21 protein-coding genes and 1 tRNA gene are annotated in these 25,970 nt (G+C 52.6%); 5 read left to right on the top strand and 17 right to left on the bottom strand.

Going from position 1 to position 25,970, the window contains the following annotated elements; all coding sequences use genetic code 11:
* A complete protein-coding gene (locus ACJA3I_RS04390; RefSeq protein ID WP_458863557.1) occupies positions 1 to 900 on the top strand; it encodes a serine O-acetyltransferase in 900 nt (299 codons plus the stop codon).
* Between the two features lie 94 nt (positions 901 to 994).
* Here ACJA3I_RS04390 and ACJA3I_RS04385 read toward each other — a convergent pair whose 3' ends face one another.
* From ACJA3I_RS04385 to ACJA3I_RS04360, 6 genes are all read right to left on the bottom strand, one after another.
* On the bottom strand, positions 995 to 1,861 hold the full coding sequence (locus tag ACJA3I_RS04385; protein ID WP_458863821.1) for an NAD(P)-dependent oxidoreductase: 867 nt from the start codon (positions 1,859 to 1,861) through the stop codon (positions 995 to 997).
* A 104-nt stretch (positions 1,862 to 1,965) separates the two neighbouring features.
* The gene (locus ACJA3I_RS04380; protein WP_458863556.1) at positions 1,966 to 3,387 is read right to left on the bottom strand and encodes a M20 family metallopeptidase; all 1,422 of its coding nucleotides are present in this window, start codon (positions 3,385 to 3,387) and stop codon (positions 1,966 to 1,968) included.
* A gap of 226 nt (positions 3,388 to 3,613) precedes the next feature.
* A complete protein-coding gene (locus tag ACJA3I_RS04375) occupies positions 3,614 to 4,183 on the bottom strand; it encodes a manganese efflux pump MntP (RefSeq protein WP_458863555.1) in 570 nt (189 codons plus the stop codon).
* Between the two features lie 296 nt (positions 4,184 to 4,479).
* Positions 4,480 to 6,495 carry an alpha/beta hydrolase family protein gene (locus ACJA3I_RS04370; protein ID WP_458863554.1) on the bottom strand — a complete coding sequence of 672 codons (2,016 nt, stop codon included), beginning with the start codon at positions 6,493 to 6,495 and terminating at the stop codon, positions 4,480 to 4,482.
* A gap of 1 nt (position 6,496) precedes the next feature.
* Positions 6,497 to 7,354, bottom strand: coding sequence for a GNAT family N-acetyltransferase (locus ACJA3I_RS04365; RefSeq protein WP_458863553.1), 858 nt, complete (start codon positions 7,352 to 7,354; stop codon positions 6,497 to 6,499).
* A 19-nt stretch (positions 7,355 to 7,373) separates the two neighbouring features.
* The gene (locus ACJA3I_RS04360; protein WP_458863552.1) at positions 7,374 to 9,365 is read right to left on the bottom strand and encodes an alpha/beta hydrolase family protein; all 1,992 of its coding nucleotides are present in this window, start codon (positions 9,363 to 9,365) and stop codon (positions 7,374 to 7,376) included.
* 256 nt (positions 9,366 to 9,621) lie between these two features.
* Between ACJA3I_RS04360 and ACJA3I_RS04355 the strand changes: the two genes are divergently transcribed.
* Entirely contained in the window at positions 9,622 to 12,390 is a 2,769-nt protein-coding gene (locus ACJA3I_RS04355; RefSeq protein WP_458863551.1) for an ATP-binding protein, read from the top strand.
* A 68-nt stretch (positions 12,391 to 12,458) separates the two neighbouring features.
* On the opposite strand, the gene ACJA3I_RS04350 is transcribed toward ACJA3I_RS04355, so the two are convergent.
* On the bottom strand, positions 12,459 to 13,016 hold the full coding sequence (locus ACJA3I_RS04350; protein WP_458863550.1) for a pyruvate kinase alpha/beta domain-containing protein: 558 nt from the start codon (positions 13,014 to 13,016) through the stop codon (positions 12,459 to 12,461).
* A 210-nt stretch (positions 13,017 to 13,226) separates the two neighbouring features.
* Between ACJA3I_RS04350 and ACJA3I_RS04345 the strand changes: the two genes are divergently transcribed.
* From ACJA3I_RS04345 to ACJA3I_RS04335, 3 genes are all read left to right on the top strand, one after another.
* Positions 13,227 to 14,132, top strand: a complete 906-nt coding sequence (locus tag ACJA3I_RS04345) for a nucleotidyltransferase family protein (RefSeq protein ID WP_458863549.1) — start codon at positions 13,227 to 13,229, stop codon at positions 14,130 to 14,132.
* Between the two features lie 25 nt (positions 14,133 to 14,157).
* The gene (locus ACJA3I_RS04340) at positions 14,158 to 15,552 is read left to right on the top strand and encodes a hypothetical protein (protein ID WP_458863548.1); all 1,395 of its coding nucleotides are present in this window, start codon (positions 14,158 to 14,160) and stop codon (positions 15,550 to 15,552) included.
* 121 nt (positions 15,553 to 15,673) lie between these two features.
* Positions 15,674 to 15,756, top strand: a tRNA-Leu gene (locus ACJA3I_RS04335).
* A 283-nt stretch (positions 15,757 to 16,039) separates the two neighbouring features.
* On the opposite strand, the gene ACJA3I_RS04330 is transcribed toward ACJA3I_RS04335, so the two are convergent.
* From ACJA3I_RS04330 to nikB, 10 genes are all read right to left on the bottom strand, one after another.
* A complete protein-coding gene (locus ACJA3I_RS04330; RefSeq protein WP_458863547.1) occupies positions 16,040 to 16,792 on the bottom strand; it encodes a type II secretion system protein in 753 nt (250 codons plus the stop codon).
* Positions 16,793 to 16,833: 41 nt separating this feature from the next.
* A complete protein-coding gene (locus ACJA3I_RS04325) occupies positions 16,834 to 17,832 on the bottom strand; it encodes a hypothetical protein (protein WP_458863546.1) in 999 nt (332 codons plus the stop codon).
* A 215-nt stretch (positions 17,833 to 18,047) separates the two neighbouring features.
* On the bottom strand, positions 18,048 to 19,076 hold the full coding sequence (locus tag ACJA3I_RS04320; protein WP_458863545.1) for a D-cysteine desulfhydrase family protein: 1,029 nt from the start codon (positions 19,074 to 19,076) through the stop codon (positions 18,048 to 18,050).
* Positions 19,077 to 19,091: 15 nt separating this feature from the next.
* Positions 19,092 to 19,739 (bottom strand): HAD family hydrolase, encoded by a 648-nt coding sequence (locus ACJA3I_RS04315; RefSeq protein WP_458863544.1) that lies wholly within the window; start codon positions 19,737 to 19,739, stop codon positions 19,092 to 19,094.
* Positions 19,740 to 19,753: 14 nt separating this feature from the next.
* Positions 19,754 to 20,371, bottom strand: a complete 618-nt coding sequence (locus tag ACJA3I_RS04310; RefSeq protein ID WP_458863543.1) for a peptidoglycan recognition protein family protein — start codon at positions 20,369 to 20,371, stop codon at positions 19,754 to 19,756.
* 76 nt (positions 20,372 to 20,447) lie between these two features.
* On the bottom strand, positions 20,448 to 21,575 hold the full coding sequence (locus ACJA3I_RS04305) for an N-acetylmuramoyl-L-alanine amidase family protein (RefSeq protein ID WP_458863542.1): 1,128 nt from the start codon (positions 21,573 to 21,575) through the stop codon (positions 20,448 to 20,450).
* Positions 21,576 to 21,757: 182 nt separating this feature from the next.
* A complete protein-coding gene (locus tag ACJA3I_RS04300) occupies positions 21,758 to 22,714 on the bottom strand; it encodes an ABC transporter ATP-binding protein (RefSeq protein WP_458863541.1) in 957 nt (318 codons plus the stop codon).
* Positions 22,711 to 23,718, bottom strand: a complete 1,008-nt coding sequence (locus tag ACJA3I_RS04295; RefSeq protein WP_458863540.1) for an ABC transporter ATP-binding protein — start codon at positions 23,716 to 23,718, stop codon at positions 22,711 to 22,713. Before ACJA3I_RS04295 ends, ACJA3I_RS04300 begins: the two co-directional genes overlap by 4 nt.
* Positions 23,719 to 23,736: 18 nt before the next feature.
* Positions 23,737 to 24,627: an ABC transporter permease gene (locus tag ACJA3I_RS04290; protein ID WP_458863539.1), complete on the bottom strand. Its 891-nt coding sequence runs from the start codon at positions 24,625 to 24,627 to the stop codon at positions 23,737 to 23,739.
* A gap of 13 nt (positions 24,628 to 24,640) precedes the next feature.
* Positions 24,641 to 25,561, bottom strand: a complete 921-nt coding sequence (gene nikB, locus ACJA3I_RS04285; RefSeq protein WP_458863538.1) for a nickel ABC transporter permease — start codon at positions 25,559 to 25,561, stop codon at positions 24,641 to 24,643.
* Positions 25,562 to 25,970 lie beyond the last annotated feature (409 nt).

Below are 25,970 nucleotides of genomic sequence, written 5' to 3'. Positions count from 1 at the left end.
ATGGGAGACGAATTAACGGCGGCGCTGAACGCGGCGGCAGAGCGCGTGGCCGATCCGAAACGAAAATTATATGTGCAGCCCTCTGCTCTGCCGGGGCTGAAGCGGCGCATCGTGCGCCTGACGCGGCTGCTGCAGCGCGCGCTGTATCCCGGCGTGTTTGCCGATCAAACAGGATCCGACAGCCGAAAAATCGCCCGGGAATGTCTGCGTCTGGCGGCGCGGGAACTGGAACGGATGCTCCGGCAGGTGCTGCCGGAAGCCGAGGCGGATGCGGCCGCATTGGCGTTTTTCAAAAGCCTGCCTGATCTTCTGGCCGTGCTGGATACGGATGTCCGCGCGGCTTATGAGGGCGACCCCGCCGCCAGATCCGAGCGCGAGATCCTGCTCTCTTATCCGGCTTTTGAAGCCATCAGCATCTATCGCCCGGCCCATCGGCTCTATCAGCTGGGGGTGCCGCTGATTCCCCGGATGATGACGGAATATGCCCACAGCATCACCGGCATCGATATCCACCCCGGCGCGGATATCGGGCAATATTTTTTCATTGACCACGGCACCGGCGTGGTGATCGGCGAAACCTGCACCATCGGCGAGCATGTAAAGCTTTATCAGGGCGTGACGCTGGGGGCGCGGAGTTTTGCGCTGGATGAAAACGGCAACCCCGTGAAAGGCATCAAGCGCCACCCCGATATCGGCAATCGGGTGGTGATCTATGCGGGGGCCACCATTCTGGGCGGCGAAACCCATGTGGGCGATGATTGTGTCATCGGCGGCAGCGTGTGGCTGACGCATTCGCTGGAACCGGGGCAAACGATCTTCAACAGCGGCGAAGAATCCCGGCGGCGGACACGGCATTTTTCGGATCATGCCGAACCATCAAAAACCCAGACAGCCGAATAATCAAAAAGCAGACGCCCGCGAAAATGCGGGTGTCTGCTTTTCTTTTGCCCGATGCAGAAGCTGCAGGGCTTTTTGGTTTTTCTTTTGCCGTTTTTTATTTCTGATAATATTTGATCAGCGCCTGGGTTCCGTCGTTATCCAGCCCCATTTTGCTCATTTCTTCATAAAGGCCCAGCACCGTGTTGAGCATTTCCAGCTCTACGCCGCGCTTTTCACTTTCTTCCTTGATGATCTTCATGTCTTTGATAAAATGTTTCACAAAGAAGCCCGGCGCCAGATCGCCCTTCAAAACGCGGGGCGCCATATTGCTCAGCTGCCAGCTGCCCGCGGCGCCTGCGCCGATGGCTTCCAGCATTCTCTGGGGGTCAAGGCCCACTTTTTCGGCATAGACCAGCGCTTCGGTATAAGCGGCCGTTGCGCCCGCCACCGCGATTTGGTTCGCGGCCTTGGTATGCTGACCGGCGCCCGCGGGGCCCATCAGGATGATGTTTTTGCCCATGCATTCAAACAACGGCAGGGCTTCTTCGAAATCGGCCGGGTCGCCGCCCACCATGATGGAAAGCGTTCCGTTGCGCGCGCCGCTGTCGCCGCCCGAAACGGGGGCATCCATCACGCGAACGCCGCGTTTTTTCCCTTCTTCATATAATTTTTGCGCCAAAGAAGGCGAAGAAGTGGTCATATCGATGGCCAGCGCGCCGCTTTTTGCGCTTTCAAAAATGCCGCCGGCAGAGGTGAACACCTCTTCCACATCATAGGGATAACCCACCATCACAAAGATCACATCCGCATCTTTCACGGCTTCGGCAATGGTCTTGCAGGGGATCAAATGAAATTCTTTCTCCAGTTCCAGCAGCTTTTCATAGCGGTGGGTGTAAGCGCTGACGGAATATCCGGCCTTCGCCAGATGGCCCGCCTGCTGAGAACCCATCACGCCGGTTCCGATCCATGCAATTTTTTTCATCATGCTGTTTCCTTTCTTTTTGCCGTTCAACAAGGAGGAAACCTGCCTCAAACAGCCGCGCCGCATGGGCAAGCCCCCTGTTTTTCATCTGATTTTCCGATTTTTTACCAAAGTTCAGGTTTGGCATCGGCGGGCAGCGCGTTGGGGTAGCTTTCGCCATCCAAATCTTCCAGCCATGCCTTGCGCGCTTCTTCCACCAGTTTCGGGTCTGTCAAAAAGTCATAAGCCGTGGCGGCGATGACCTTGGCCGCCAGCAAAACGCCTTTATGGGCAACCGGGCCCTTGCCCTGGGCGACCACCTGCCAGGCATGCCCCGGGGTGCCCGCCGCCCATGTCACGGCGCTGAACTGGCCTGTGGGCACCACCCAGCTCACATCGCCCACATCGGTGGAACCTTTGCCGCCGCCCGGTTCTTTGGTGATAAGAAAATCATAAAGCGGCTGTTCCAGCAGCTTGGCGCTTTCTTTGCCCGCCACTTTTTTGGCGAACTCTTTCAAATTCAGCTTATCCAGATCCGTAATGACCTCTTGGAATTTTCTGGCGTAGGCGATCTCTTCTTCGGTATAGCCCACCGGCAGAAATTCTTCCATATGTTCCCCGATTTTTTCGCTGATGACTTCGTTTGCGCGGTAATCGGAATAAGCCGCCACCTGGCGGATATCCACCGTGGTTCCCGTGATGAGCGCCGCGCCGCGGGCCACATCACAAACGCGCTCATACAGCTCTTTCACCTGGGTGACCTTCGGCGCGCGAATGGCATAAAGCACCTGTGCTTCCGATTGCACCACATTGGGGGCGGTTCCGCCCGAATTGATGATGGCATAGTGGATGCGTGCTTCATCGATCATATGCTCGCGCATATAGTTGACGCCCACATCCATGATCTCAACGCCATCCAGCGCGCTGCGGCCCAGATGCGGGCTGCCGGCGGCATGGGCCGATTTGCCGTGGAAGGTGTAAAACACGCGGAAATTCGCCAAGCTGCCGCTGGCGGTCACTTTGTTCATCCAGCCGGGGTGCCAGGTCAGCGCAATATCGCAATCTTTGAACGCGCCGTCGCGCACCAGAAAAGCTTTGCCGCCCGCGTTCTCTTCCGCGGGGCATCCGTAATAACGAATCGTGCCGGGCAGCTTGTGCTCTTGCATATATTCTTTCAGCGCCACGGTGGCGGCCAGCGCGGCTGTGCCCAGCAGGTTATGACCGCAGCCATGGCCATCCCCGCCTTCGCAAACGGGGGCATGTTCCGCCACATCCGCTTCCTGCGAAAGGCCCGAAAGCGCGTCATATTCGCCCAGCAGTGCAATGACAGGCTTTCCGCTGCCGAATTCCGCCGTAAAGGCCGTGTCTTCCCCCGCGATGCCTTCCACCACGCGGAAACCTTGCTTTTTCATATATTCCGCTTGCAGCCGATAAGATTTCACTTCGCGAAAGCGAGATTCCGCAAACCCCCAGATCTGATCGCTGATCTCAAAATATTCCTGTTGTTTCGCTTCGATCTTTTTTGCAAGTTCTTGCTGATATCCCATGATGCTTCCTCCCTGTTTCATTGATTTTTCCAACAGTTTAACTATATAACAATATGAGGGTGAAAATCAATGATGCAACTTGCAACATATTTTGCCGCGGCTTTTGGCAGATGCCTTCCCGCCCGCAAAAACGCAGTGTTTTTTCTTTTTCGGCTTTTCCCGAAGGGATGTTCTGAAAAAATAACAGCGCCGCAAAACCAAATGGTTTTGCGGCGCTGTTTCGCGATCAGCCCATCATGTGTTCGATAAAAATTTTCAGCCCGATGGCCAGCAAAATCAGCCCGCCGAAAATTTCGGCGCGGGATTTGAGCATGATGCCGAATTTTCGGCCCAGCAGAGAGCCCGCAAAGCTGCAAAGAAATGTGATGACCCCGATGGCCGTGGCAGCCACCAAAATATTCACCTGCATCAGCGCGAAGCTGATGCCCACCGCCAGCGCATCGATGCTGGTGGCCACAGCCTGAACGAGCATCACCTTCATAGTCAGTTCCCGCTCGCAATGGGCCGCTTCGGGGCACCGGATCTCTTTGATGGCTTCCACCACCATCTTGCCGCCCAAAAAGCCCAAAAGGATCAGCGCCACCCAGTGATCCAGCGATGAGATCTGGTGGCTGAAGGTCTTCCCCGCAAAATAGCCGATCACCGGCATCGCCATCTGGAAAAACCCGAATAAAAAGCCATAAGTCACCATTTGTTTTTTGCCCGCCCCGCCATAGCAGATGCCGTTTGAAATCGAAACCGCCGTGGCATCCATCGCAAGGCCCAGGGCCAGAATGATCAGGGTCCATGTTCCCATTTTCTTTTCCTCCTTCATGCGCTGCCGACAAAAAAAGACCCCTGCACAGCCAAAGCTTCGGCTGTGCATGAGTCTTGTTCATTAAGGCAAGCCAGGTTCTTTTGAGAACCATTGTGTTGACTTGTCACGCGGCAGACACCGCGCAAACTACTCCCCCATGCGGGTATTCAGTTATCGTGCTTTGCTATTATATACAAATTGCCCGCCCGCTGTCAAGAGTTTCTCAAGCCCGCGCTTTTTTGCGGTTTTCCCGACGGAGAAGCCCGCCATAAACCGACAATTTTCAATACATTCTGTTATTTTTGGATATATTGATACAGCCAGTTTGTAATTTCAGTCAATCTGCGCACGCGATGAAGCGGTTTGCCCGAGCGCGAAAGCTCGTGATTTTCGCCCTTGAATAAGCACATCCTCGAAGGCACGCCGTGCAGCTGCAGCGCCGCATACATGGAAATGCCTTCCGGCAGCCAGCAGCGATAATCTTCCATCGAATTGATGAACAAAGTGGGGGTCTTGGCGTTGTTTGCGAATTTCATGGGCGATTGATCCCACATTTTATACATATCGGTGAAAGGCGTCGCCTGCACTTCGCGCAGATCGAAGCTCAGCCCGATATCGCAGGTGCCGAACAAGGTGATCCAGCTGGCGATGGAACGCTGCGAAGCCGCCGCCGCAAAGCGGTGGGTCTTGCCGATGATCCAGTTCGTCATGAACCCGCCATAGGAACCGCCCAGCACCGCCAGCCGTTTTTCATCGATGGCGGGATATTTTTTCAGCACTTCATCGGTGAACTGCATCAGGTCATCATAATCCACCGTGCCATAGCGGCCCGAAATATCGGCGAACCGATCGCCGCGCCCGCCGGAACCGGTGGGGTTGCAATACATCACGAAAACGCCGTCGGAAGCCATCATCTGCATCTGATGGAAGAAGCAGGTGCCAAAAATGGCGCGGGGGCCGCCGTGGATATCCAGCGCGGCGGGATAGTTCTTGCCCGGATCGTAATCTATCGGTTTGAGCACCCAGCCCTCGATCACATTGCCTTCGCGGTTGGTGAAGGTCAGCTTTTCGGGGGCGGCCACATATTTGTTTTTCAGCGCGGCCCGGTTGCAGGAAGTCAGGCGCTTTCTCTTGCCGTCTTTCAGTTCCAGCCGGAAAACTTCCGCCAGATCCTGGTTTTCAAAGCCGATGGCATACAGCCGTTCCCCGCAGATATCGAAACAATCCGGTGAGAAGCTGTCGTCTTCATACAGCTTTTCGGCCGCGCAGCCGGGCTGCCAGCGGCGAAGAATGCTGTGGTGATCGGCCGCGGCCGTGTAATAAAGCGCGCCGTCGTGGGCTTTCATTTTATGCCCGCCGCCATAGCGGCAGTCATTGCCGGGCACGCCGCCGAAATCTTCCGTTTCCGCCACAGGAATCTCCAGGCGGATCTCCGCCGTTTTGCAATCGACGGAATACAGGTTCGTGCCTGCGAAACGCATCCAGTCGGCGTTATGTTCTTCCGCCGTGAACATGATCTTTTCGCCCAAAAATTCCATGGCATAAACGCTGCTGTATTGCCGGGGTTCAAACAGGCATCGGGTCTCGCCCGTGGCGATCTCATAAAGCCAGATGCCGCTGTGCATATCCAGAAGCTTATCCACCAGCGCGCCGGCATAAGCGATGAAGCCGCCGCAGGGTGAAACGCAGCAGGCCCTCACATCGAACATCGGCGCCGTCAGCGGGGTCAGTTTCTTCTTCCCGGTGTCATAAAGATACAGGCGGTTGCGCTTTTTATTGGTGAAGCCTTTGCCGTTGAACCAGAAAGGCGCTTCATCCACCACCTGATAATCCGCTTCTTCCCGATAGGCTTCCCATGCTTTTTGGCGCGCTTCGCCTTTCATGGCCTCAAAATCGGGGCGCGCGTTATCGTGAACGGCCGAAATCAGATAAAGCCCGCGGCGGATCTGTTTGGCGGTGGCGCCCGCCAGCGGCAGGCGGAACGCTTCGGTGGCCTCGCCGCCCGCAAAATCCAGCGCATAAAACACTGTCAGCAGTTCGCCTTCGGCGACTTTTTTGCGGTCTTGCTCGCTGCGCAGCGCGGGGAAGATCACGCCGTTGCCATAAAACGCGAAGCTTTTGGCATCGCCGCAGCTTGTCAGCGCCTTGATTTTGCCGGTCTTCAGCTCGATCCGCTGCAAATCGGAACGGTAACGGTTCTCTTCCAGATCGGCCATGGTCGAAATCATCACCGCATGCTCGCCATCCGGCTCTGCCTCAAGACCCGAAAGAAAACGATATTGTGCAAAATCCGTCTTTAAAATTTTATTCATGTCATGCCTTCCTTGCTTCACACAGCTCTGCCGTTTCCATCACCACATCATCCGATTTATCGCGGGTGAACCCGTTTGCGGCATAAAACGCTTCCGTCAGTTCATCGGTGTTGGGGAAATGCGCCGTCAGCTTTTCCGCCCCGCGGCGCAGCGCTTCCTCCATGGCAAAATCCAGCGCTTTCTGCCGGTCGCCGCCGATGGCGGCAATATAAAGCGCCTTGCGCGGCTGAAACCGCGCGCCCATCACCAGCGAAGCCTTTTCATCGCCATAGATCCAGCCCATGTTGGCGAACCCGCCGCAGGTGGCGCGGTTGGGCGCATAAAAAGTGTGGTTGATGCTTAAATGATCGCCAAAGCTTCTTTCCATCGTGTTCAAAATGTTCCACGCTTCTTCCCCATCGGCTGCGGGTTTCAAAAGCGGGGCATTTCGGGGGGCTTTCCCGGCCAGTGAAAGGCTCATGCCGCGATATTCCATGCCGCGGTGCAGCCCGTTTTTCTCGGCCAATGCGGCGCTTGCCACATTGTTCACGCCCGTATACATCCGCACAGCGGGGCAGCCGAAAGCTTCCCACTGGCGGCGGAAGCTTTCATAAATTTTAGCCGCCACGCCGCGGCGCTGATAATCGGGATGCACGCGCAGCGTTTCCAGCCACGCGGAACCATCAAACAGCACCGTCAGCTTGCCGATGCCCGCGCTCTGCCCATCTGCCAAACCAAGGGTCAGTTCCCCCTTGGTCTGGCGAAACAGATCGATAACATCCTTTAAATAAAGGTTGCCGCCCGGCATGGCGCCGGCCTCGATGTGAAGGCATTTCTGCAGATCGCCGGGAAGAACTTCTCGCGTTGTGATCGTCGCCATACCAAAGCGCCATCCCTTCTTATTTCATATATTGATCGAACCAGCCTGTGATCTCTTTGAGGCGGCGCACACGGTGCTTGGGTTTGCCCGAGCGGGAAAGCTCGTGGTTTTCGCCGTGGAACAGGCACATTCTGGTGGGAACGCCGTGCATTCTCAGCGCGGTGAGCATCTGGATGGCGTCCGTCATCCAGCAGCGGTAATCTTCATCGGATTGGATGAACAGTGTGGGGGTCTTGGCTTTATCGGCATATTTCAGCGGGGAATGATCCCACATCTTTTCGTGGCTGGTCCAGGGGTCGGCATCGATGGCGGAAAGGTTATGATAATAACCGATATCGGTGGTGAGGCATTTGGAAATGTAATTGGAGATCGAGCGCTGGGAAGCCACGGCCGCAAAACGGTCGGTGTGGCCCACGATCCAGTTGGCCATAAAGCCGCCATAGGAACCACCCGCCATGCCGATGCGCTTGGCATCGATCTGGGGATATTTTTCGAGAACGCGGTCGGTGAATTCCATCAGGTCGTTATAATCCAGAACACCGTAATGATCGCCGCGGATATCGGCAAATTCGTTGCCTCTGCCGTCGCCGCCGCGGGGGTTGCAATAGAAGACGAAATAGCCTTCGTTGGCCCAGAACTGCATTTCATGGAAGAAGGTCTCGCCGAAAACGGCCTTGGGGCCGCCATGCACATTCAAAATGCCGGGGTAGGTCTTGCCCATGTCGAAATCCAGCGGCTCGATGACCCAGCCGTCGATCTCCACACCGTCTTGATCGGTGAATTTCATATATTTCGGCTTGATGACCGAATGGGTGTTCAGATATTCATCATTGAAAGCGGTGAGCTTCGTTTCTTCGCCGTTTTCGGTGCAGGTATAAATTTCCTGCAAGCCGCAGTTGCGGATGCCCACATAAATAAATTTGCCGTCATGCAGGTCGAAACCGTCGATGCTGCCGCTGACTTTCGGCGAAACCACCGCCGTTTTGCCATCCAGGGTCAGCTTGACGATATAAGAGCTGAAACCGATGGTCTCGCTGTAATAAAGCGCGTCTTCGGTGGCTTTCATCGAGCGGCCGCCGCCATAGCGGCAATCGCAGCCCACAGAAGAACCCAGGCTGGTATCCAGATCGGCCAGCAGCGTGAGTTTGCCTGTTTTGATATCGCCGGTATAGAACACCGGGTTTTCGCTGGAACCGTATTTTTCACAGGTGGAACCCGCGATCACCAGCTTGTCGCCCACAAAATCGGCGGCGCTGACGCGCAGCTTTCCAAACAGATCCATCTCATGCTGATCGCCGTTTTTCAGGTTATAAACGATCACACGGCTGTTTTTGTTGTCGATCCACTGATATTCGCTGCCGAAAAACAGCACATCGCCTGTGGCTTTGCGATATTTCATCGTGGAAACATCCATGAATTCGGGGCTGAGGGCCTTTTGCTCGCTGGTTTTCAGGTTGCAAAGATAAACGCGGTTGCGCAGCTTGTTGATAACGCCCTTGCCGTTGAACCAGAAGGGCAGCTCATCAAACACTTCATAATCTTTTTCTTCGGCGATCTTTTCCAGCGCTTCTTCGCGCTCTGCGCCGCAGAGGCCGTCGATCTTGATCTGGTTATGGTCATAGGTGCCGATGACCAGCATTTCCTCTTCACCCACGGGAATCAGGTTGCGCGCAGGGAACGGCACGGCAAAAAATTCTTCGGCTTCGCCGCCGCAGACATTGATCTTATTGAAAACGGTATATTTTTTGCCTTCGTTGTTCTTATATTTTCCGGTGCGGTCGCCGGGGAATACGATTGTTTCGTTATCCAGCCAGGCAAGGCCGCGCTCGGCGCCGCCGCCTGTCAAACGGCGGGTCTTGCCGTTTTCCAAAAGCCAGATGTGATAGCTGTATTTGTTTGTTTTCACATGAGCCTGCGACACCACAAAAGCGGCGCGCTTTCCATCGGGCGAATAAGTCAGTTCGGAAAGGAATTTCACACTGGCGAAATCTTCGATCGTGATTTTATTCATCGCATTGTTTCCCCCTAAAAATTTTGTTCGGCCTTTTTCGGGCCCTTGCTCCCATTATACATATATTAGCTGCTAAACACAAGTTCGGGCGGCATTTCTTTCTGATTGTTTTTTGTGAAATCTATACTTCCTATTTGAATCTTTATAGACAAAATGTTATACTATAACCTATAATTGTTGTTTTTTCGGCTAAATTTCATTTTGGTGAGGGGTTTTGATGAACATGTCTCCTTCCTCCTTAAAAAAGACGCGGTTTTTGGCGGTCGGATTACTGCTTTTTTATCTGTGTTTTTGTGTTTTTTTGCCTGTTTCCGCTTCCGCCCAAACCTCACACACCGTGAAAGCAGCCATTGTTTTGCAGGATGGGCTGGCCCAGAGAGATGCCGCCGGCAACCTTTCCGGCTATTCGGTGGATTACCTCAACCGCATCGCCCAATATGCGGGCTGGAATCTGGAATATGTAGTGGTCGAAAAGGAATCGCTGGATGCTTCGCTTGCCGCCAGCCTGGAACTGGTGAAAACCGGTCAGGCGGATATCGTCTGCCCCATGCTTTACAGCGAAGCCCTCAGCAAACAGTTTTCCTTTCCCACCCATAATTACGGCATGGTCTACACCATGCTTTCCGCCTTGAAAACCAACGGTGACATATCCTCCATCAATTACACCCGATTTTCACCGCTGCGGGTGGCGGTCATTGCAAACGCCGCCGCGAGAAGGGCCGAGCTGAAATCTTTTATGAGCAGCTATCAGCTGCCCTATAAAGAGATCCTCTGCTCTTCCACAGAAGAACAGCAGGCCGCCCTGAGAAACAACACTGCCGATGTTCTGCTGCGTGTTTCACTGAATTATTTTCCCGATACGAAAGAGATCTGCCGTTTTGCCCCGCGCCCCTATTATTTTGTCACCACATCCGGCAACGCCACTCTTGTTGCCGAAATCGATAATGCCATCTCCAAAATCAGCCAATATTCCCCCGATTTTGAATCTTCTTTATATGAAACCTATTTTGGCAACATCCGCAGTGCGCGCACCTTCGAACTGACCTCCACCGAAGCCGCTTATTTTTCGCGCAATCATCAGCTTCGCGTGCTGATGGGCGCCAATAACGCGCCCTACAGCTATGTGGGCCCCGGCAATGTTCCCTCTGGGGTGGCCGTTTCGCTGATCGAAGAATTCGCCAAAACCGCCGGTCTTTCTGTGCGTTATGATACCTGGAACCGCCTGGATGAGCTGAGCGCCCTGCTGGATAAGACCAATTATGATATTCTCGTTTTGCCCAAATATGCCGAACAATATATTTCTTCCCGGGGATATGTCGTTTCCAACCCCTATTCTCAAACAAGCTATGTCACCTTTCGGCGGCTGGATGGCAGCTCGCAGCTGAAAAGCAGCGATACTCTGGCGGCCCCTCGGGGCACACAGCTGCCCATTTTGGCCAGCCGTCCTTCCCATATTCTTTATTGCGACACGGTGGCCGATTGCGTCAAAGCCGTCAAACAGGGGAAAGCGGCTATGGGCATCGGCGATAACCGCGCGGTGGAATATGCCATCAACAGCCAATTTTCCAATATGCTGATCGTGGCGCTGGCGGGCAGCAACTCCCCCCACTCCCTTTATGTGCAGCATAGCAGCATTATCCTTCTGGGCCCGCTGAACCGTTTTATCGGCACGCTCACCGAAGAACACACCTATGAATATTTCGCACAGGCTTCTTCCTCCCTCGGCCGCCATGGTTTCAAATATTTTGTCTATGAACAGCCGCTTCTGGCTTCTTTCCTTTTGATCTTCTGCACGCTTTCCGTTTTTCTGATTGTTTTTCTGATTTTGCGCGCCAAAAGCAGCAAACGGCAAAACCTTCAGCTTCAGGCGGCCAACGCGGCAAAAACCAGCTTTCTTTCACGCATCAGTCATGATATGCGCACGCCTCTCAACGGCATTCTGGGGCTGACTTCTTTGATGAAAGAACTGAAAAAGCCCGAACAGTTCCCGCCCTATCTCGACCAGCTGGAACTTTCGGGCCGCTATCTGCTCAACCTCATCAACGACACGCTGGATGTGAGCAAGATCGAAAGCGGAAAATTAGAGCTTCACCCCACCGTATGTGACGGCAGCAACCTGCTATTCAACACCTTTTCGCTCATCAAGCCCAATCTGGAAGAAAAAAAGCTCACCTTCCACACCCATCTGCCCGCGGTTCTTTCCGTCGCGCTTTATGTGGATGTGGGCCGCACACAGCAGGTTCTGATGAACATTCTGAGCAATGCCGTCAAATTCACGCCGGAAGGCGGGGTCATCGATTTTTCCATCGAATGCCTTTCCAAAACCGACACACTGCTGGTGGATAAAATCGTCATCCGCGATAACGGCATCGGCATCAGCCCCGAATTTCTGCCGCATCTTTTTGAATCTTTCAGCCAGGAACATAACCAGACCACCAGCCAATATCAGGGCACCGGCCTGGGCATGGCCATCACCAAACAGATCGTTGAGCTGATGGGCGGCACCATTACGGTGGAAAGCCGTTTGGGCGAAGGCACGGCGTTCACGCTGACCCTGCCCTTCCCCCTGGCCACCGCCGAACAGATCGCCGAAGCCGAAACACACGGCGAAGAAACGCTTTCTCACCACAGGCTGGCGGGCAAACACATTCTGCTCTGTGAAGATCATCCTTTGAACACCCAGATCGCCACCAAGCTTTTGGAAAGCCGCGCCATGGTGGTTGATCATGCCGAAAACGGAAAAATCGGCGTGGATCTTTTCGCTTCTTCCGCCCCCTTCACCTATGATGCTATTCTGATGGATATCCGTATGCCGGTGATGGATGGTCTGGAAGCCACCCGCGCCATCCGCGCCTGCCGCCGGCCGGATGCTCTCGTCATTCCCATCATTGCCATGACGGCCAACGCCTTTGAAGAAGACATCCAGCACAGTCTTGAATCGGGCATGAACGCCCATCTGGCAAAGCCCGTTTCCCCCGATCTGCTCTGCGATACGCTTTTGCGGCTGCTCAATGCCCGCTCCTAAATAAAAGCACCGCCGCTTTTTTCAAAAAAAGCGGCGGTGTTTTTCGTCTTTTTTCGCGGTTTTCGCGTCTAAACAATAGGTTTGCAGATCAGGCGATCCAACTTGGTATCCAGAATATCCTGTGCATGCGCGGGGCGCATGATCCAGCAGGTATCGGCGCCGCGGCCCGTGCCGGCAATGGCCACAACGCTGCCCGGCGCGATGGCGCCCGCATCCAGCGCCATCACGGCGCATTCCACACAAACCTTTGTGCCCTGGCCGAACATTCTCAGCGTGTGGGCCATGATCTCGATGGGATAGACCCCCGTGAATTTTCTTGAAAGCCCGCGTTCGGCCCCGCTGAGCACATGGGTGGCCGTCACCACCTGCATGCCGCATGCTTCCAGCTCTTTGCGCGTTTCAAGGGGCATCTCCTGCTCTCCGGGCGCCTGATAGCCGTTCACATGGGTCACCACCGCAATGTGCATCCCTTTTTTCGCGGCGTCTTTCAGCAGCAGCGCGGTTTCACCGGTTCCCGTTGCCACCACAATGGTATCGATCTTCGCCTCTTCGGCGGCTTTCAGCGCCAGTTCAATGGTCTTCTCGGTGTTTGCTTTGCCCGCTTTTTCAAAATACATCTCAGCCATGCCTCCTTTTTTCAGATAAATTCAGTTTAGCACATTCCTTTTTTTCAGGCAACTGCTTCTGATGATTGCCTTTGACCGCAAGAATTGATATACTGTAATTGTCGAATCGTGTCATTTTTCTTCGTTATTTTGCCGCAAAGCTATGGGCCGCGCCGCAAAACACCAAAAATGCTCCACTTTTCATCAATTGATTTTCAAAGGAGAGTTCATATGAAAAAACCCACTCTTTTGGTTTTGGCTGCCGGCATGGGCAGCCGATATGGCGGATTGAAGCAGATCGATCCCCTCGGCCCCAACGGCGAGATCATTATTGATTATTCTTTGCATGATGCCCGCCTGGCCGGTTTTGAAAAAGTCGTCTTCGTGATTAAAGAAGAATTGAAAGACCTTTTCGAAGAGAAAATCGGCGCGCGCACCCGCGAAAAAATGGAAGTTGCCTATGCTTTCCAAAGCGTCGATCGCCTGCCCGCGGGCTTTACCGCCCCCGAAGGCCGCGTGAAGCCCTGGGGCACCTCACACGCCGTGCTTTGCGCGCGCGATGTGATCGACGGGCCTTTCGGCGTCATCAATGCCGATGATTTCTATGGCCGCGAGACCTACCGTCTGCTGTATGATTTTCTCGCTTCTCAGAAAAGCGTTCAGCCGCTTCCGCTTTGCATGGTGGGCTACATCCTCAAAAATACGCTCACCGAAAACGGAACGGTTTCACGCGGTGTCTGCGAAACCGAAAACGGCTTTTTGAAAACCGTCACCGAGCGCACAAAGATCCGCAAAGCGCCCTGCGGCGCGGAATATACCGAAGACGGCGTAAATTTCCTGCCGCTCGATCCGCAAAGCACGGTTTCGATGAATGTGTGGGGCTTTGCCCCCGAAATGTTCGAGCATTTGGAAAAAGGATTCGCCGAATTTCTTTCTTCGCCGATGGCCGACCCGCTGAAAGCGGAATATTACCTGCCTTTTTCCGTCGATCAGCTGATCCGCAAAAAGGCTGCGCAGGTTTCTGTTCTGCGCACAGGCAGCGAATGGTTCGGCGTGACCTATCCTGAAGACAAATCTATGGTGAAAGCGGCATTACAAAAAGCATATGCAGAAGGGCTGTATCCCGCGCTGCGCTGAACGCCGCAGAAAGTTGAGGAATAAATTGAAACGGAAACTTGCTTTTATCGTGGCCATCGCGGCGCTTTGCCTCTCTTTGGCCGCTTTGACCACGCTGGTGATCGCCCCCTCTTTTTCGCATAAAAAAGGAACCGCTTCCACCGAAAAATCGCTTTTGGGGGGCATTTTCGAAGGCAAAAACAAAATTTATCTGGAAGCGAAAGAGCTTTATGACAAGGGCGATGTTTACGGCGCTTTGGATAAAATGAACACGGCCGCCGAAAAAAACAAAACCAAAGAATATACCGCTTTGAAAACCGAAGCCGTGAAAAAAGTTTCTTCCGAGCTGATGACAGCGGCTCAGACTTCGGCCAAAGAGGGCGATTATAAAAAGGCGGCGGAATCGCTGGATACTTTATATCGCTATGCCCCCGAAAAAAAGCAGGAGACCGAAAAGCTTTATAAAACTTATCAGCAGTTTTCCACTTTGGTCGCCTATCAGGGCCCGGTGGAGCATATCTTTTTTCATCCTCTCATCGCTTATCCCGAACTGGCTTTTGACGGCGACGCCCAGCAAAAGGGCTTTGACGATTATTTCGTCACAGTGCCCGAATTCAAAGAGATCATGCGCCAGTTTTATGCCAACGGCTATGTGCTGATCGATATCCATCTTCTTTATCAGGTGGATGCCAACGGCGTGGCGCAAAAACCCGAAAGCCTGATGATCCCCGAAGGCAAAAAGCCGCTGGTGCTTTCCATCGACGATCTGAATTTCTATAAATATATGAAGGCCAACGGCATGGCCCATGGCTTCGCGCTGAATGAAGAGGGGAATATCGTCACCTATACCGATCAGGCCGATGGAACGCGCACTTATTCCGATGATAACGCCATTGTGCCGATCCTTGAAAAATTCGTTGCCGAAAACCCCGATTTTTCCTTCCGCGGGGCGCGGGGCGTCATCGCTTCCACCGGATATGAAGGCATCCTCGGCTTCCCCACCGATCTGATGGATGCCCCCAACTATCCCCAGATTTTGGCGCAGGCAAAAGCCATCGCCGACAAACTGAAGGAAATGGGCTGGTGCTTTGCTTCCCACAGCTATGGCCACAACTCGCCTTCCAAGCGTTCTTATGAAAAGATCGCCGCCGATAACGATAAGTGGCTCCGCGAGGCAACACCTGTGCTGGGCCCCACAGATATTTATATCTATCCCTATGGCGAGCTGATCGATGTGAAAGACCCCAAGCATCAGCATATGCTGCAAAACGGCTTTAAGATGTTCTGCGGCGTGCAAAGCCGCTCGGCTTATCTGAAATATCGCGGCGAAAACGGCGTGTTGATGCAGCGGCGCAATATCGACGGCATCTCTTTAAAAGGCGGGCGCCTGAATGACCTTTTGGATGTGAGCAAAATTCTTGACCCCGTTCGCCCCAAATAATTTTGAGCCGCCGAAGGGGAAACTTTCTCTTCCCCTTCGGCAGTTTTATTTGCATCGAAAAAGTTCTTGCTTTTTTTGCGGCAATGTGGTAATATATGAAGGCTGATTCTGATAATTCTATGCGGTCGTGGCGGAACAGGCAGACGCGCACGTTTGAGGGGCGTGTGGGCAACCATACGGGTTCAAGTCCCGTCGACCGCACCATAAAAAGCATCTCTTCTATCACAGAAGAGATGCTTTTTGTTTATTTTTCTCCTGCGGCTCAATGCGTTATTGCGGCCAAGGCCGCGCTCCATGCCTTTTTTCGATAGAATTCCCGCCGGCAGATTGGGTTCGGTGCAAAAGCAAAATCCATTCCTCCGCCGGTTCTCGCTGCGTCATACAAGCGCCAAAAGAAAATATCAAAACTCTGCCGATCAAAAAAAGCTGCGAACCATAAAAAGTTCGCAGCTTTTTGTTTTGCTTGGTGCTGTTTTCCCTAAAAGGCTCAAGCGCCGACCTTTTTCCACTTGTTTTTTATCAGCCATTCTTCCACGGTTTGGCCGTTTGTGCTGATATTGAGAGGCGATTTGCCGGAAGGCTTGGTGGAAACATAATATTCACCCTTGTAGTAACAGACATAACCTTCCCAGTTTACATGATTCTTACTGTTGCTGGGGTTTGCAAAAAGGATGAATTCTTTTCCCACAGTATTTGCGCGCCAATAGAGATCTTGGGGCAGTTTTGCCTTGGGGTTGAGTTCTTTCTTGATTCGATCCCAAGTTTCGCCGCTTTGTGTGACCAGGGGCAAAGAACCGCCGTTATGTTGATACATCACTCCCGTCAACATATCTCCGCTGATATATGGGCCTTTAAATTCCGACAGATATTGCGCCAGATAATTGGCCGCATCCATCGTGATCTTCATTCCTTCATCCGCAGAATCATCGTGGGCCGAGCAGATCAGAGCTCCATCCTTCACGCTGATCGTGCCTTTTTGGGGGCAAATCTCTTCATTGGCCGCTTTATATGCTTCCAGCACCGCTTCCAGCGTGGCGTCTTCCCCCGCCGCCCGCTGCAATTGATATTCGCCCACGATTTGAGCGCGGTTATGCGCGCAAACCGTCTTATCGGCCTTGCCGATATAAGCGAAATAACCGGGAACCAGCACCACCGCCAAAATGCTGATGATGGCCACCACCACGATCAATTCGATCAATGTGAACCCATCTTTTCCATGGTTTTTCCAATGCCTGCTCATGTCATCGCCTTCTGTCTGTTTTTGTCTTTGGCCGCCGGGTTTTATGCTTTTCGCCTATGGGCTTCGATCCACGCGATCAAATAGGGCCGGTCATTATTTTCTGGTTTTTCAAACCATTGTGAGCATAAATAATATTGTTCGCCGCCGATCCACAAAGGTTCGGTGTAATATCTTCTTTTCTCGAAAGCGCTTCCCTCTTTCGCCAGCAGCGGAAATTGCAGATCAAAAAACTGTTTGCTGTAAGAAAGCGTCTGCATAAAAGCGATTTCTTCCGCCGTGGCGCGGCCTGTTTCCAGCATCGGCCTTAAAATCGTTCGCGCCACCTCGCCGATTTTCATTTCGGCGGTTTCTTCAGCTTCATTCTCTGCCCTTTCGGGCGGTTCTGCGGCGGTGCTCCCGCTCTTATCAAAAATGCGCATCAGCTGATAACTCCGCAGAAAAAGTTCGGAAGTATCGGCGATCCCATCGCTCAAGCTCAATAACGGCCGCAAAATTTCGCGTTCAAAATCTTCATTGGCCAAGATGGCGGCATGAAACCCCAGCCCCAAGCGGCCGAACAGATCGTTCAGTTCCGCCATGCATGGCTCCAGATCCCGCAAAATGGCGGGGTTGATCTTGGGGGATGCGAAAAAGATCTCGCCCTGTTTTTGGTTCATATAGCCCAAAAGGCATAATGCGCTCCGGATGCATTTGGCCAGCACTTTCATCACCGTTTCATCCCGCAGGCCGTAATTCAGGCCGCTCTCGTGAAACGCCACATCCACCGCATAGGCCCTCAGCCCCAAAGGCCCAATGGCCAGCCCCACCACATCGCATTCGCCCTGCAATAAAATTTGTGAAAGCGAGCTGTTCTTTTTAAAGATTTTATATTGATGTTTCGTTTCAAAAAGCGCTTCCGCCTCTTCGGCCAAGCGGTGAAGCATCGGCTCGTTTTCCACTTCCCATTGGGGAGAAGCTTTCCAGTTGGTTTGCGCAAAACGGCACCCCTTGATATGGCGCAGCCATGAATAGCAAAGTGATTCGCCCATCTCGATTTTCATCGTTTTCCCCATACTTTCTTTTTCTGTTTCTTTTACCATAAGGGTAACATTTCTTTCTTGTTTTTTCAATCCAATCCGACAAAACAGACGGTTATTTTCTACATTTTGTATTATTTTATCATTATATTTTTCTTTGTATTCTAAATTTAATGAAAGAAGGCTCGTTCCATTAGAAAAGCCGCAGAAAATTTCTGCGGCTTTTGAGCTTTTCTATTTTAAAGAACATGATACCCTGTTCGGGTCAGTTCCTCCACCATGATATCTTCATGCTTGGGGTTATAAAGCGCCGGAGAACCGCCCGTATGCAAAAACACCAAAGTGGCGCCTTTTTTGATCTTTCCGGCTTCGATCATTTGCAAAACGCCGCCAAAGGCTTTGCCTGTATAGCAGGGGTCAAGCAAGACCGCCTCGCGGGACGCCATGAGATAAATGGCTTTGCGCGCCTGTTCATCCACCGAATTATATCCTTCGCCCACATATCCTTTTTCGATATGGAAATCTTCACGCCCGGCAGTGGGTTCCACACCATATGCCTTGCAGCATTGTTCGTAATATTCCATCAGCCGGTGTTCCTTTGCTTCTTGAAAGGGTGAAATGGCGACGCCGCAGATATCGCCCGCATAACCGCTGCCGCGCAGGCCCATCCACAGGCCCAGATAGGTGCCCAGGCTGCCCGCCGCGCAGATCACATGATCGGCCTGCAGCCCCTGCTGATCCATCTGCTTTTTCAGCTCGTTGCCGCATTCATAATAGCCCAGCGCCCCAATGGGATTGGAACCGCCCACGGGGATCTCATAGATCTTTTCGCCCTGTGCTTCATATTTTTCCATGATCTCGCGGCCGAAACGGCGGTTTTGTTCCGCTTCATCCGTTCCATCGCTTTTTTTCACATAAACCTCGGCACCCATCAGGCGATCCAGCAAAATATTGCCGCTGACGCGCTGCGGCGCGTCGTCTAAGCATAAAATGGCGCATTTCATGCCGAATTTTGCGGCCACAGCCGCGGTGAGGCGGCCATGATTGGTTTGCGCGCCGCCATAAGTCATCAGCATCGTGGCGCCCTGTTTTTTTGCTTCGCTCAACAGATATTCCAGTTTTCTCAGCTTATTGCCGCCCATGCCGAAATCGGTCAGATCATCGCGTTTGAGCCAGATATCACATTCCAGTTCCTGCGATAAGCTCTGCATTTTTTGCAGCGGGGTGGGCAGGGTCAAAAAGCTCTCTTTTTCATAACCAAACAACATGATGACTCTCCTTTTCTATTCTGCGCAATGGCCGCAATCCGCTTCGATCAGCGGCAGCAGCTCTTCGAAAGCATCGATCTGCGCTTCTTTTTCCGGGACCTCGCCAAAGCCATAAGAAGCAAAAATAAAGGGGATTCCGGCGGCTCGGGCGGCTTGGGCATCGCCCTGTGTATCCCCCACATAAACGGGGTTTTTCAAACCGTTGCGCCGGGCCACCAAACGGTTGTTTTCGCCTTTTGAAAGGCCTGTCGCGCCGAACGATTCAAAATCTTTAAAATATTTCCCCAGCCCATGCACTTTTAAAAAGCACTGGATATAGCCATCCTGACAGTTGCTCACGATGAACAGCGGCAGCTTTGCGGCTAAGGCCGCCAGTGTTTCTTCCACCTTCGGATAGAGCTTTCCGCCATGCTGAGAAAGATATTCTTCTTCCACCCGGCAAAGCTCTTTTAAAATGGCCGCCTGCTGATCGGCGTTGAGTTCGGGGAAGAGTTTCTGCGCAATGCGATCCATTTGCAGCCCCATGCAGCCATGCAGCTGTTCCACCGTAAACCGGCGGTCAAGGCCGAAATTTTTCGCGGCTTGGTTCCATGAAACGCAGATGCCCGCAACGGCATCCCACAAAGTTCCATCCAGATCAAAAAGAATTCCATCCGTTTTCATCAAGCGGTTCTCCTTTATTGCTCGCTTTTCAGCTGTTCTTCGGCTTGTTTTTGATATTCCGCCGTTTTTGCCGCAAATTCTTCCCATCTGCCGGTTTCGCGGATGGTCTGCGGGCAGTTTTTGCCTGTATAATCAAAATGCTGGGTCAGGGCTTCCCGGGGCAGATCATAGACTGCCATCAGGTATCCCGCCAGCTTCGCGCCGTTATCAAAGGTTTTTTCAAAATTTCCATCGGCATTGACACATAATTCGATGCCGATACCGTGTACATTTCCATCGCCGTCGGCCCCGTCGCCGGCGTGCCACGCAATCTCGTCATCGGGAATGCTGTGATAGATCACATGGTCATCCACGGTATAATGCCAGGAGGTGGTGCCCATTCCGCCGTCGGCCTGCAGCTTTGCGTGGGCCGCGGCGTCTGCGCCTTCTGAAGTGTTGCCGGTTTCGTGGATCACGATTTTTTCAATGTTCCGTTTCTTCCCCGGTCGGTTTTTTCTGCCTTCCGCCACCAATCTGGTTTCAACGGGCACATCAAACACCTGTTTTAAATAAACACCCTTTGTTCTGCCAAACCTCTGCCAGACCAAAAACCCCAGAGCCGCGATAAAAACCAGAATCAGCAGCCGCATCATTTGTTTGCGGCCGCCTTTTTTTCCATCTTGCTTTTTTCGCTTTCTGGGGGTGGTTTTTTCTGCCATCTCAAATTCCTTACGCAAAATAAGCGTCAATCGCGCGGAAAAGCGCCTCGGCTTCGCGTGTTCTCTTTTCCGCTGTGTCGATCATTTTCACATCGGTCTCATTATCCATAAAAGCGAATTCCGAAATGATGGCGGGAACCTTCACCCCCGCAGCGGCGCGCAGCAGGCCATAATAATCCCCTGTTTTGGTGGAATTATAACGGAAGGTGATATCGAATATCTTCTGCCCGATGCCTTCATATTCTTTCGCCACAAGATTCGCCAGGGTTTTGCTGGGCCCGCCCAGCCGATCAGCCACCTGGGCCAGAATCTGCGCGCCCGAAGTGGTGTGTTCATTGGTGGCGTTATGGTGAACGCTCACCACAAGATCGGGCTTCAATTCGCGGATTCTTTCCATACGCTTGGTCAGCGACAGGGTTTCGGTTTTGCCGCGGCTGAAAACAACGCTGTAACCCGCCTTCTCCAGCATATCTTTCAGCTGGATGGCCACCTCATAATTGATATCGCTTTCTTTTAAATTGATCTCTTTGTTAATGGTTCCCGTGTCGCTTCCGCCATGGCCCGCATCTAAGTAAATCACCTTTTTGCCGCTTGCCGAAGGCACATCCGGTTTTTCCGGGGTCACAGGAACATCGGGCGTTTCGGGCGCGCATTCGATCAGAACGCTGTTTGCGGCCTGGTCATATTCCACCGAGAAATCCAGCGCGCTGCCCAGATCTTTAAGCTTATAGTAGTTATTGCCGTTCACATTATATGCCCTCAGCTGCGCCGGCATCCCATTGATATAAAGCGCGGTGGTGGTTTGGGCGATCTCAAGCTTGCCCACATCCTGCGGCGGCGCAAGCTCGCTGCCATCCGAAAGATAATTCATGCCTGTGCTCAGATAAATGGCGTTATTTTCATAACTATAGACCACCGAAAATTGTTTTTCGCTGGTTTTCAACGATTCGGCAATATCACGCAGTTTGAAATAATTGTAATCATCGATATTATAAGCCTGAACAGCCACCTGCTTCTGCTGAACATAAACAGGCATTTTGTTCAAAGTAACAGCGGGGCTGCCCGCCGCCGATGCCCAAAAACTCATCCATAAAAAAAGTGCCGCTGCGATGACGGCGAACCGGGTTTTGCGTGTCATAATTGCCTCCTGCAAAATGCTGTTCCATGGTTTTCACAAATATGGTTTTATTATATACCATTCGCACTTTTCAGTCCAGTTTCTGCCGCAAAGTTTATTTTTTTACCGTTTTCGTCAAATTTTACCGATGAGGTGCTTATGAAAAAAGAGCCCGGAAAGATCCGGGCTCTTTTGAACAGCGCTTAGTCGCAGAGGAAGCAGGAGACGAAATGCCCAGTGGAGATTTCTTTCAGCTGGGGTTCTTCGCTGCGGCAGCGATCTGTCGCATAGTTGCAGCGGTTTGCAAAACGGCAGACAGGCTTCGGCTCGATGGGGGAGGTGATCTCGCCCTTCAGCAGGATTCTGTCGATCTTTTTGCGGATGTTCGGCACAGGGATCGCAGACAGCAGAGCCTTGGTGTAAGGATGTGTCGGGTTGGCGAACAATTCTTCCGCAGGAGCTTTTTCAATCAGCTTGCCCAGATACATAACCGCGATGTCATCCGAGAAGTGGTTGACAACCGAAAGGTCATGGGTGATGAACATATAGGTCAGGCCCAGGTTATCCTGCAGATCCTGCATCAGGTTGAGGATCTGTGCCTGAATCGATACATCCAGCGCAGAAACCGGTTCGTCGCAAACGATGAACTTCGGGTTCAGCGCCAGCGCGCGCGCGATGCCGATTCTCTGGCGGCGGCCGCCGTCCAGTTCGTGAGGATAGGTGTTATACAGTCTTTCCGCAAGGCCTACCGTCGCCATCAGTTCCAGAACGCGTTCTTCTCTCTTCGCTCTGTCATCGATGATGTGGTTCAGCTTCAGGGGCTCTGCAATGGTCTGGCTGATCGTTTTACGGGGGTTCAGCGAAGAGAACGGATCCTGGAAGATGATCTGCATGTCTTTACGCATTTTGCGCATGCCGCTCTTATCCAGTTTACGAACATCTTTGCCTTCAAACAGCACTTCGCCGCCTGTGGGCTCTGTCAATCTCAGGATCGCACGGCCTGTGGTCGATTTGCCGCAGCCCGATTCACCTACGACGCCCAGCGTCTTACCTTTATTCAAGGTAAATGTCACATCATCTACAGCATGAAGCATGCCGCGCGGGGTGCTGAAGTATTTCTTGAGGCCTTTGACCTCTAACAATGCTTTATCTTCGCTCATTTTCTGTTCAACATCCCTTCCTTGATATTTGTCTCGTTATACAGGTGGCATTCCACATAATGCTCTTCGTTGCGGTATACACGCCCGGGCTTCTGTGTTTTGCAGATTTCCATCGCGTAATCGCAGCGCGGGCAGAACGCGCAGCCGGCAGGCAGGTTGCTCGGGTCGGGCATCAGGCCTTTGATCGGCTTCAGTTTCGAATCTCTGTTCTCCAGATCCGGCAGAGAGTTGAACAGACCTTCTGTATAAGGATGTCTTGTGTTTTCGAAAATATCTTCCAGGCTGCCGTGTTCCACGATGCGGCCCGCATAGATGATCGACACTGTGTCGCAGATTTCTGCCACAATGCCCAGGTCATGGGTGACCATCAGCATGGAAGTGTTATATTTCTCTTTCAAGCCCTTCATCATTTCCAGAACCTGTGCCTGGATCGTTACATCCAGCGCCGTGGTGGGTTCGTCGGCGATCAGCAATCCCGGGGAGCACGCCAGCGCAATCGCGATCACCACGCGCTGCTTCATGCCGCCGGAGAACTGGTGCGGATATTCGTTGCCGCGGGCGCCCGGGATGCCTACCAGTTCCAGCATCTCTTTTGCCTTTTCTACGGCTTTGGCATGGTTGACATCTTCATGAAGCTCGATCACTTCCGCGATCTGATCTTCTACTGTCATAACAGGGTCGAGGGAGGTCATAGGATCTTGGAAGATCATCGAAACCTGATTGCCTCTCACCTTTTCCATTTCATGCTCGGTCTTCGAGAAAATATCTTCGCCGCCCAGCTTGATGCTGCCGCGCACGATCTTTCCCGGAGGGTTCGGAATCAATCTTAAAATGGACAAACCGGTCGTGGTTTTGCCCGCGCCTGTCTCGCCCACCAGGCCCAGGGTCTTCCCCTGTTCGATCTCCAGATCCAATCCGTTTACAGCTTGAACGACACCGTCGTCCGTTCTGAATTCTACGACCAGATCTTTGATCTCTACTGCGAGATTTTTCTTTTCACTCATCTGTCATTTCCTCCAGTCTTACTTCAGTCTCGGGTCAAGCGCGTCTCTCAGGCCGTCGCCCAACAGGTTCAGGCTCAAGATCGTGATCATGATCGAGAAGCCGGGGAACATTGTGATGTAGCTGTAATCGCGGATATAGGTTCTGCCGCCGGAAAGCATTGCGCCCCATTCAGGACGGGGTGCCTGGATGCCCAAGCCCAGGAAGGACAGGCCGGCTGTTGTCAGGATGACCGATGCCACATTCAATGTTGTCTGAACCATGATCGGGCCAAAGCAGTTGGGGAGGATATGGCTCATGATGATCGTGCCGTTCTTCGCGCCGATGGCACGGGCAGCTTCGATATATTCCACATCCTTGACCGTCAGCACAGCGCCGCGGGTGATTCGGGCAAAGCCCGGGATGTAGGAAATGGTCAACGCGATAATCAGGTTAAAGGTGGAAGGCCCGAGGGCTGCCACGATGGTGATGGCCAGCAGAATGCCGGGGATCGCCAGGAAGATATCCATGATACGCATGATGATGGTATCTGTTTTGCCGCCGAAGAAGCCGGCGACTGCGCCCAGGAAACCGCCCGCTGTCAGCGAGAACACAACCGAGATGAAAGAGATCAGCAGGGATGCGCGGCTGCCGTGGAAGATTCTGGCCATGATATCTCTGCCCATTTCATCGGTGCCGAAAGGATGGGCTGCCGAGGGGCTCTGCAAACGCTGGGTGATATCCTGCTTGATAACAACGGTGTCATAATTGAACAATACACCGGCGAAGATCATCATTAAGATCAGCAAAACAACGATCACAAGGCCCAGCATAGCGGTCTTGTTGCGCTTCAGTCTGCGCCACACATCCGCCATTTGGCCGTTTTTCTTTTGGTTCTTATGCTCGGGTACTTTTGTTGCTTGTGTGCTCATTCTTTTCTCCCCCTTACGAATTCTTGATACGAGGATCGACGAAGCCATAGGTCAGGTCAACAAGCAGGTTGACGATCGAGAAGCTCATCGACAGAAGGATGATACAGCCCAGAACCATCGGGATGTCGCGGCCCTGGATAGAGTCGACCATCAAACGACCGATGCCGGGCCATGCGAACACGGTTTCTGTTAACACAGAGCCGCCCAGCATGCCGCCGATCTGAAGACCGATAACGGTGATGGTGGGGATCAAAGCGTTCTTCAAAGCATGCTTACGGATCACCTTACCGTTGGAAACACCCTTCGCACGAACGGTACGGATGTAATCCTGACGGATGGTTTCCAGCATGGAGGAACGGGTCGTTCTCGCGATGGAAGCCATGTGCATGAAGCCCAGCGCAATAGCGGGGAGCACGATGCTCTTCCAGCCGTTGCTGCCCGAAGAGGGGAACCAGCCAAGCTTCAGCGAGAAGAATAGGATCAGCAGCAAGCCTAACCAGAAGATAGGCATGGATACGCCGACCAAGGCGATGATCATTGAAATGCCGTCAAACAAGGTATTCTGTTTTACAGCCGCCAATACGCCCAGGGGGATAGCACAGCCGATGGCGATGACCATCGAGACCAGAGCCAGCTTCAAAGTGTTGGGGAAACGGGCAAAAACTTCGGATGCAACCTCGTTTTTTGTTTTATAGGATGTGCCCATGTCGCCTTTGCACAGGTTGAACATATAGCGCCCATACTGCACCAGCACAGGGTCATCCAGGCCCATTTTGTCGCGCAGATCCGCGATCTGCTCAGGGGTGGCCTGTTCGCCCAAAATAACCTTTGCAGGATCGCCGGGGGCCAGGCTCATGATCAGGTAAACGATCAGGGTAACGCCGATCAATACCGGGATCAGATAAATGATTCTTTTAAGAATGAATTTCCACATGTGTCCTCCTACTTTCTCTGTTTTTCCAGAAAATTTGTTTCTTCGCCTGCCCTATTATGTCGAAGCTCCTGTTTTCCACATAGTATGGCAGGAAGCACAGCGCCCCACACAGCTGCGGGGATGGTCTGACGATGAAACAGCCACAAGGCAGTTTTCAGTTTCTGATTCCTTCTCTTTGCCCTTCGTTTTTTCGCCCCCTAAGCCGAAAAAACGGTGAAAAACAAGAAGATGCTCGAAACTCGTTTTCTTTTGCCATGTGTGTTTAGTATTATATATTTAATAATAGTGAATTGCAACAATTGTTTTAAATAAATATTAATAATTGTTGTTTATAAAGTTCACAAATGCACAATTTTTAATAGTCTTCTTTGTCTTATTGCACAATTAAAATGGCATAAAATACCATTAT

This window comes from Acidaminobacterium chupaoyuni (assembly GCF_047936785.1).
Taxonomy (GTDB): domain Bacteria; phylum Bacillota; class Clostridia; order Oscillospirales; family Butyricicoccaceae; genus Acidaminobacterium; species Acidaminobacterium chupaoyuni.
This window is presented reverse-complemented; position numbering and strand designations above follow the sequence as displayed.

What these genes read in the sequence shown, in the direction of transcription:
- ACJA3I_RS04390 (WP_458863557.1), top strand. Translation starts at nt 1, where the DNA reads ATGGGAGACGAATTAACGGCGGCGCTGAACGCGGCGGCAGAGCGCGTG.
- ACJA3I_RS04385 (WP_458863821.1), bottom strand. Translation starts at nt 1,861, where the DNA reads ATGAAAAAAATTGCATGGATCGGAACCGGCGTGATGGGTTCTCAGCAG.
- ACJA3I_RS04380 (WP_458863556.1), bottom strand. Translation starts at nt 3,387, where the DNA reads ATGGGATATCAGCAAGAACTTGCAAAAAAGATCGAAGCGAAACAACAG.
- ACJA3I_RS04375 (WP_458863555.1), bottom strand. Translation starts at nt 4,183, where the DNA reads ATGGGAACATGGACCCTGATCATTCTGGCCCTGGGCCTTGCGATGGAT.
- ACJA3I_RS04370 (WP_458863554.1), bottom strand. Translation starts at nt 6,495, where the DNA reads ATGAATAAAATTTTAAAGACGGATTTTGCACAATATCGTTTTCTTTCG.
- ACJA3I_RS04365 (WP_458863553.1), bottom strand. Translation starts at nt 7,354, where the DNA reads ATGGCGACGATCACAACGCGAGAAGTTCTTCCCGGCGATCTGCAGAAA.
- ACJA3I_RS04360 (WP_458863552.1), bottom strand. Translation starts at nt 9,365, where the DNA reads ATGAATAAAATCACGATCGAAGATTTCGCCAGTGTGAAATTCCTTTCC.
- ACJA3I_RS04350 (WP_458863550.1), bottom strand. Translation starts at nt 13,016, where the DNA reads ATGGCTGAGATGTATTTTGAAAAAGCGGGCAAAGCAAACACCGAGAAG.
- ACJA3I_RS04345 (WP_458863549.1), top strand. Translation starts at nt 13,227, where the DNA reads ATGAAAAAACCCACTCTTTTGGTTTTGGCTGCCGGCATGGGCAGCCGA.
- ACJA3I_RS04330 (WP_458863547.1), bottom strand. Translation starts at nt 16,792, where the DNA reads ATGAGCAGGCATTGGAAAAACCATGGAAAAGATGGGTTCACATTGATC.
- ACJA3I_RS04325 (WP_458863546.1), bottom strand. Translation starts at nt 17,832, where the DNA reads ATGAAAATCGAGATGGGCGAATCACTTTGCTATTCATGGCTGCGCCAT.
- ACJA3I_RS04320 (WP_458863545.1), bottom strand. Translation starts at nt 19,076, where the DNA reads ATGTTGTTTGGTTATGAAAAAGAGAGCTTTTTGACCCTGCCCACCCCG.
- ACJA3I_RS04315 (WP_458863544.1), bottom strand. Translation starts at nt 19,739, where the DNA reads ATGAAAACGGATGGAATTCTTTTTGATCTGGATGGAACTTTGTGGGAT.
- ACJA3I_RS04310 (WP_458863543.1), bottom strand. Translation starts at nt 20,371, where the DNA reads ATGATGCGGCTGCTGATTCTGGTTTTTATCGCGGCTCTGGGGTTTTTG.
- ACJA3I_RS04305 (WP_458863542.1), bottom strand. Translation starts at nt 21,575, where the DNA reads ATGACACGCAAAACCCGGTTCGCCGTCATCGCAGCGGCACTTTTTTTA.
- ACJA3I_RS04300 (WP_458863541.1), bottom strand. Translation starts at nt 22,714, where the DNA reads ATGAGCGAAGATAAAGCATTGTTAGAGGTCAAAGGCCTCAAGAAATAC.
- ACJA3I_RS04295 (WP_458863540.1), bottom strand. Translation starts at nt 23,718, where the DNA reads ATGAGTGAAAAGAAAAATCTCGCAGTAGAGATCAAAGATCTGGTCGTA.
- ACJA3I_RS04290 (WP_458863539.1), bottom strand. Translation starts at nt 24,627, where the DNA reads ATGAGCACACAAGCAACAAAAGTACCCGAGCATAAGAACCAAAAGAAA.
- nikB (WP_458863538.1), bottom strand. Translation starts at nt 25,561, where the DNA reads ATGTGGAAATTCATTCTTAAAAGAATCATTTATCTGATCCCGGTATTG.